Genomic DNA, 6,519 nt, shown 5'->3' with positions numbered 1-6,519 from the left:
GCTCTTCCGATCTCATCTCTGCCCGGGGCTGGGGGCACATCCTGCCGAACCCGCCTGGCAAAAAACCGCGGGCCGCCGCACCTGGCAGGTGCGGCGGCCCATGTTTCACGTGAAACACCCCTGGCGGGCGATATGGTCGCCAACCGGTCGGATCACCGGGCTAACCCGTCTGGCCTCCGAAGAAGCCCCCGTTGCCGTTTCCTCGGGTGGTGCCCGTCCCGGTCGTGTCCGTGACCGTCGGCGTCGGTGACGTGCCTCCGCCTCCGTCGACACCGCCCGTGTCCACGCCTCCGTTGCCGTTTCCATTGCCGTTGCCGTTCCCGTCGCAGTTCGGGTCCCAGCTGCCGAACTGGCAGGACTCGCTCGGCGACGGAGACGGCGTGGTGGTCGTCTGGCTCGGCGACGGGCTCGGCGTTGCGCTCGGCGTCTTGCTCGGCGTGATGGTGACGCTCGGGGTCGGGGAGGGGGCGCCCGCCTCGTTCTGGACCGTTCCGATCTCGGTGGCGTCCGGGAAGCCGAGGTCGTTCGTTCCCTTGAGCGCGTCCTTCATGTACTCGGTCCACACCAGCGTCGGGATGTCACCACCGTGGATCGAGTCCACACCGGCCGTTCCGTTCATGGACAGCAGCTTGTGGTCCTTGGGGTTCTCACGGAACATCGCCACAGAGGTCGACAGCTGCTGGGTGTAGCCGACGAACCAGGCCGACTTGTTCTCGTCGGTGGTACCGGTCTTGCCCGCCGCCGTACGGCCGAGGGCCCTGGCCTTCTGACCCGTACCGTTCTGGATCACGTTCTCCAGGACATCCGTCACGTTGTTGGCGATGTCCGCGTCCAGCGCCTGCTGGGGAGCGGGCTTCGGCTTGACGAAGCTGGGCGCGTCCACGCCGTTGGTCTTCACGGCGGTCACGGAGTAGGGGTCGGCCTGCTTGCCGGAGGCGGCGAACGTCGCATAGGCGTCGGCCATGCGAATGGCGCTGGGCGTCGACGTACCGATGGCGAAGGACGGGTTGAGGTTCTGCGACATGCTCTGGGGGAGAATGCCGGCCGCCTTGGCCACGTCCCGGACGTGTGTCATCCCCACATCGACGCCGAGCTGGACGAACGGCGTGTTGACGGACTGCTCCATCGCCTTGCGCAGGCTGATGTACCCCCAGGGCTTGGGACCCTCGTTGTTCTGGTAGAAGGGCGTGTTGTTCTTGTTGAGGTAGTACGACCCGTCCGGCTTGAAGACCTTGAGATGGTCGTTGCCGTTGTACTTGCTCAGCGGGGAGACACCCTCACCCTCGGACTTGTACGTGCCGTACTGCATGGCGGCGGCGAGCACGAACGGCTTCCAGGTCGAACCCACGGGGACACCGGAGGTGTCCGCGTTGTTGGTGAAGTGTCCGTTCTCGTAGCCGTCACCGCCGTACAGGGCGACGATCCTTCCGTCCTTGGGCTTCACCGAGGCCGCACCGAACTGGACGTACTTGTCCAGGTCCCGGTGCTTCGGGTCGAGACGCTCCTTCTGGACGCTCTTGACGGCCTTGGCCAGCGCGTTGACCTTGTTCTTGTCGAAGGTCGTGTAGATCTGGTAGCCGCCCTTGTCGAACTGCGCCTCCGTGATGTCGGAGTGGGCGAGCACGTACTTCTTCGCCGTGTCGGCCAGGTAGCTGATCTGCCCCGTCATCCCCTTGGTGGCCTTGCGGCCGTCGGGCACCGGGTATTTCTTGATCGCGTCCTGGTACTGGACGTCGGAGAGGTGCTTGTCCTTGTGCATCTCGCCGAGGATCCAGGCCCAGCGCTCCTGGGAACGCTTCAGGTTGGCCTGCGGGGTCGCCGACTTGTCCAGGTCCTGGTTGCCGGCCGGGTCGTAGTACGTCGGGCCCTTGAGCAGCGCCGCGAGGACGGCGCACTCGCCCGGCTTGAGGTCGACCGCGTTCTTGCCGTAGTAGGTCTGCGCCGCCGCCTGGATGCCGTACGCACCACGGCCGAAGTACGAAGTGTTCAGGTAACCCTGCAGGATGTCGTTCTTGTCGAGCTTCGCGCCCACCTTGATGGAGATGAACATCTCCTTGAACTTGCGGGTGAGCGTCTGGTCCTGGCTCAGGTAGGTGTTCTTCACATACTGCTGGGTGATCGTCGAGCCACCCTGCGTCTGGCCGCCCCGTGCCATGTTGGCCACGGCACGCGCGATGCCCATGGGGTCCACGCCGGAGTCCTGGTAGAAGGACTTGTTCTCGGCGGAGATCACCGCGTACCGCATCGCTTCGGGGATCTGGTCGATGTTGACGTTCTGCCGGTTGACCCCGGTGCCCGTGGCCACCATCTGCTTGCCGTCGGCCCAGTAGTAGACGTTGTTCTGCGACTTGGCCGCGTCGTTCTCGTTCGGGATCGAGACCATCGCGTAGCCGACGCCGACCATCACGACCAGGCTGCCGACGAAGCCGATGAACAGCCCGCTGACCAGCTTCCAGGACGGTACCCAGCGTCGCCAGCCGTCCTTGCCGGCCCTGGGGTAGTCGATGAAACGCTTCTTGCCGGGTGCCGTCGTCGCGCGGCCCCGCCCGCGTCCGGGCCCGGTCGGCCCGCCCGGGCCGCCGCGCCGGCCGCCGGGAGGCGTGTTCTCGGCGGTTCTGCGTCGACCGCCTTTCTGTGCGGCACGGCGGGCCTCGGCACGGCCGCCGTAGGGACGCTCCTCGCCTCCCGGACCCGTGGCCTCCGACCCATAGGAAGGGGACCCATAGGAGTCGGCAGGAGATCCGGTGGCGCCTCGCGGTGCCGCACGGCGGCCGGGGGACGATCCGGACTGGCCGCGTCGGGCCGCGGCACGTCCGCCTCCCTGCGGCTGCTGCGGTTTGCGACGGTGCTCGCTCATCGAACGATTACTCCTCGGGCAGGCGCACCCGTGCGCGCCTGGAACGGCGGCTGGTTTCCGGTCCCCCCGGAGTACGGATGTGGTCGGTCCTGCATTCACCCGTACTGCACCGGGGACGACGACGCTCCCCGGGCATCACGCGGTTCCCGGTGGTGTGCATGCCGCACAGACTACGCACCACCAAAACCGGCCGAGCCACGAAGTTCACCCCAAAACAGGCAAGTTGCCTCCTGCGAATCGGTGATGTGATCCCGTTCACCATCGCCCCTCTTGTCGCTCGGGGGAGGCCGTTCTATCGTCGTGATGTATCGAGTCGATACATCAGCGCGAGATAAAGACGCTGACAGGCACTGCGAGACCTGCGGGAACGACCTGCGGGACCGGGAGGAGGCGACGATGAGCCGGCGCTCCGGCATCCTCGAGTTCGCCGTGCTCGGCCTGCTCCGGGAGTCCCCGATGCACGGTTACGAGCTGCGCAAACGACTCAACACGTCACTCGGTGTGTTCCGTGCGTTCAGCTACGGCACGCTGTACCCCTGCCTCAAGACGCTGGTCACCAACGGCTGGCTGATCGAGGAGCCCGGAAACACCCACGACGACGCCCTCGCCGCTCCGCTCGCCGGACGACGCGCCAAGATCGTTTACCGGTTGACCGCGGAAGGCAAGGAGCACTTCGAGGAACTGCTCTCGCAGACCGGCCCCGACGCGTACGAGGACGAACACTTCGCCGCACGGTTCGCCTTCTTCGGGCAGACCTCGCGCGATGTGCGCATGCGCGTCCTGGAGGGCCGGCGCAGCCGCCTGGAGGAGCGTCTGGAGAAGATGCGCGCCTCCCTGGCGCGCACCCGGGAGCGCCTCGACGACTACACACTTGAGCTCCAGCGCCACGGGATGGAGTCCGTGGAGCGCGAAGTGCGCTGGCTGAACGAGCTCATCGAGAGCGAGCGGGCCGGTCGGGATCTGAAGGATTCCGCATCCGGGGGGTCCGCTCAGCAGGACACCACCAATGGATCGACGGGCGGCCTGCCCCGTCCCGGGGACACCCCCCGGACGGATACGCCCGGCGACACCGCCACGTGAGACCCAGTCAGGGCCTCACTCGTACACACAGGGAGCAACCGGAATGGGTTCGGTTCGCGTAGCCATCGTCGGCGTGGGCAACTGCGCCGCGTCGCTGGTGCAGGGAGTCGAGTACTACAAGGACGCCGACCCGGCGTCCAAGGTCCCCGGCCTGATGCACGTGCAGTTCGGTGACTACCACGTGCGCGACGTCGAGTTCGTCGCCGCGTTCGACGTCGACGCCAAGAAGGTCGGTCTCGACCTCGCCGACGCCATCGGCGCCTCCGAGAACAACACCATCAAGATCTGCGACGTGCCCAGCACCGGTGTCACCGTCCAGCGCGGCCACACCCTCGACGGCCTCGGCAAGTACTACCGCCAGACCATCGAGGAGTCCGCCGAGGAGCCGGTCGACGTCGTCCAGGTCCTCAAGGACAAGCAGGTCGACGTTCTGGTCTGCTACCTGCCCGTCGGCTCCGAGGTCGCGGCGAAGTTCTACGCCCAGTGCGCCATCGACGCCAAGGTCGCCTTCGTCAACGCCCTCCCGGTCTTCATCGCCGGCACCAAGGAGTGGGCGGACAAGTTCACCGAGGCCGGCGTGCCGATCGTCGGTGACGACATCAAGTCCCAGGTCGGCGCCACCATCACGCACCGCGTCATGGCGAAGCTGTTCGAGGACCGCGGTGTCATCCTGGACCGCACGATGCAGCTGAACGTCGGCGGCAACATGGACTTCAAGAACATGCTCGAGCGCGAGCGCCTGGAGTCCAAGAAGATCTCCAAGACGCAGGCCGTCACCTCCCAGATCCCCGACCGGGACCTCGGCGAGAAGAACGTCCACATCGGCCCGTCCGACTACGTGGCCTGGCTGGACGACCGCAAGTGGGCCTACGTCCGCCTCGAGGGCCGTGCCTTCGGTGACGTCCCGCTGAACCTGGAGTACAAGCTCGAGGTCTGGGACTCCCCGAACTCCGCGGGTGTCATCATCGACGCCCTGCGCGCCGCGAAGATCGCCAAGGACCGCGGCATCGGCGGTCCGATCCTGTCGGCGTCCTCGTACTTCATGAAGTCCCCGCCGGTCCAGTACTTCGACGACGAGGCCCGCGAGAACGTCGAGAAGTTCATCCGCGGTGAGGTCGAGCGCTAAGGCGCTCGGCGCCGCCGCTCGCACGAGAACGCTCCTGCCAGGGCTGTGAAGGTCCCCGGGTTCCGCGACCCGGGGACCTTCCGCATGTGTGAGGGTGTGATCCATGCCCGTCGTCCGTGACCTGCGCGTCCTGCTGCGCCTGAGGAACTTCCGGCGCCTGCTGTCCGTCCGCCTGCTGTCCCAGGGGGCCGACGGCGTGTACCAGGTCGCACTCGCCGCGTACGTCGTCTTCTCCCCTGAGAGGCAGACCTCGGCCACCGCGATCGCCTCCGCGATGGCGGTCCTGCTGCTCCCTTACTCCCTGGTCGGCCCCTTCGCCGGAGTCCTGCTGGACCGCTGGCGCCGCCGGCAGGTCTTCGTCTACGGCAATCTGCTGCGCGCCCTGCTGGCCGCGGCCACGGCCGCCCTGATGGTCGGCGACGCCCCGGACTGGCTCTTCTACGCCTCCGCGCTGTGCGTCACCGCGGTCAACCGCTTCGTCCTCGCCGGGCTGTCGGCCGCCCTGCCCCGGGTCGTCGACGCCGAGCGCCTGGTGCTGGCCAATTCGCTCTCCCCGACCGCCGGCACCCTCGCCGCGACCGCCGGCGGGGGCCTGGCCTTCGGCGTGCGGATCGTGGCCTCCGGTTCCGACGCGGTCGTGGTCCTGGCGGGTGCCTGCCTGTACGGGTGCGCGAGCCTCGCGTCCCTGAGCCTGGCGCCCGGTCTCCTCGGCCCCGACCGGCACCCGGCCCGCCCGCGTCTGGCCACGGTGCTCGCCGAGACGGCACGCGAGCTGCTCGCCGCCATCCGGCACCTGGCGGCGCCGCAGCGCAGGGAAGCGGCATCGGCTCTGGCCGCGATGACGCTGATGCGCTTCTGCTACGGCGCACTGCTGGTCCTGCTGCTCATGCTCTGCCGCTACGCGCTCGCCGGCACGCCCGAGGAAGGACTGCGGCTGCTCGGCGTGGCGCTGGCACTGTCCGGCGCGGGATTCTTCGCGGCGGCGGTGGTGACGCCCTGGGCTGCGGGCCGGCTCGGCCCCGGTCGCTGGATCGCGGTGTGCTCCGGGGCGGCCCTGGTCCTGGAACCGGCCCTGGGTCTTCCGTTCGCCACCGGGCCACTCATGGTCGCGGCCTTCGTTCTGGGCCTGATCACCCAGGGCGCCAAGATCGCCACGGACACCATCGTCCAGGCCTGCGTGGAGGACGGCTTCCGCGGCCGGATCTTCTCCGTGTACGACGTGCTCTTCAACGTCGCGTTCGTCGGCGCGGCGGGGGTGGCGGCGCTGATGCTCCCGCCGGACGGCCGCTCGGCGGTGCTCGTGATTCTCGTCGCCGCCCTCTACGGCGTGATCGCCGCCGGACTGATCCACACCCAGCGCCTCTTTCCGAAACCCGTCGTCGATCGTGGGCGCGAGTCGCGGCGGACCGAGGAGGAGGACAACCGCATGCCCATCACGCAGTCCGACGTTCTGTAC

Annotated in this window: 4 protein-coding genes; 3 read left to right on the top strand and 1 reads right to left on the bottom strand. The window is 68.0% G+C overall.

Annotation, left to right across the window (positions count from 1 at the left end; genetic code table 11):
* Nucleotides 1-160 precede the first annotated feature (160 nt).
* Nucleotides 161-2,857, bottom strand: a complete 2,697-nt coding sequence (locus tag ABZ923_RS40615; RefSeq protein WP_361483249.1) for a transglycosylase domain-containing protein — start codon at nt 2,855-2,857, stop codon at nt 161-163.
* A gap of 396 nt (nt 2,858-3,253) precedes the next feature.
* On the opposite strand from ABZ923_RS40615, the gene ABZ923_RS40610 reads away from it, so the two are divergent.
* The 3 genes from ABZ923_RS40610 to ABZ923_RS40600 all read left to right on the top strand — a co-directional run.
* On the top strand, nt 3,254-3,937 hold the full coding sequence (locus ABZ923_RS40610; protein ID WP_361483246.1) for a helix-turn-helix transcriptional regulator: 684 nt from the start codon (nt 3,254-3,256) through the stop codon (nt 3,935-3,937).
* A gap of 43 nt (nt 3,938-3,980) precedes the next feature.
* On the top strand, nt 3,981-5,063 hold the full coding sequence (locus ABZ923_RS40605) for an inositol-3-phosphate synthase (protein WP_361483243.1): 1,083 nt from the start codon (nt 3,981-3,983) through the stop codon (nt 5,061-5,063).
* Between the two features lie 103 nt (nt 5,064-5,166).
* Nucleotides 5,167-6,519 (top strand): MFS transporter (locus ABZ923_RS40600; RefSeq protein WP_361483240.1); only part of this gene is annotated, 1,353 nt, incomplete at its 3' end.

Source organism: Streptomyces sp. NPDC046881 (genome assembly GCF_040645015.1).
GTDB lineage: Bacteria > Actinomycetota > Actinomycetes > Streptomycetales > Streptomycetaceae > Streptomyces.
The sequence above is the reverse complement of the archived record's forward strand: the minus strand, read 5'-3'. Positions and strand labels throughout refer to the sequence as shown.

Excerpts from the sequence above, each read along its gene's own strand:
- ABZ923_RS40605 (WP_361483243.1), top strand. The coding sequence starts at position 3,981 with ATGGGTTCGGTTCGCGTAGCCATCGTCGGCGTGGGCAACTGCGCCGCG.
- ABZ923_RS40615 (WP_361483249.1), bottom strand. The coding sequence starts at position 2,857 with ATGAGCGAGCACCGTCGCAAACCGCAGCAGCCGCAGGGAGGCGGACGT.
- ABZ923_RS40610 (WP_361483246.1), top strand. The coding sequence starts at position 3,254 with ATGAGCCGGCGCTCCGGCATCCTCGAGTTCGCCGTGCTCGGCCTGCTC.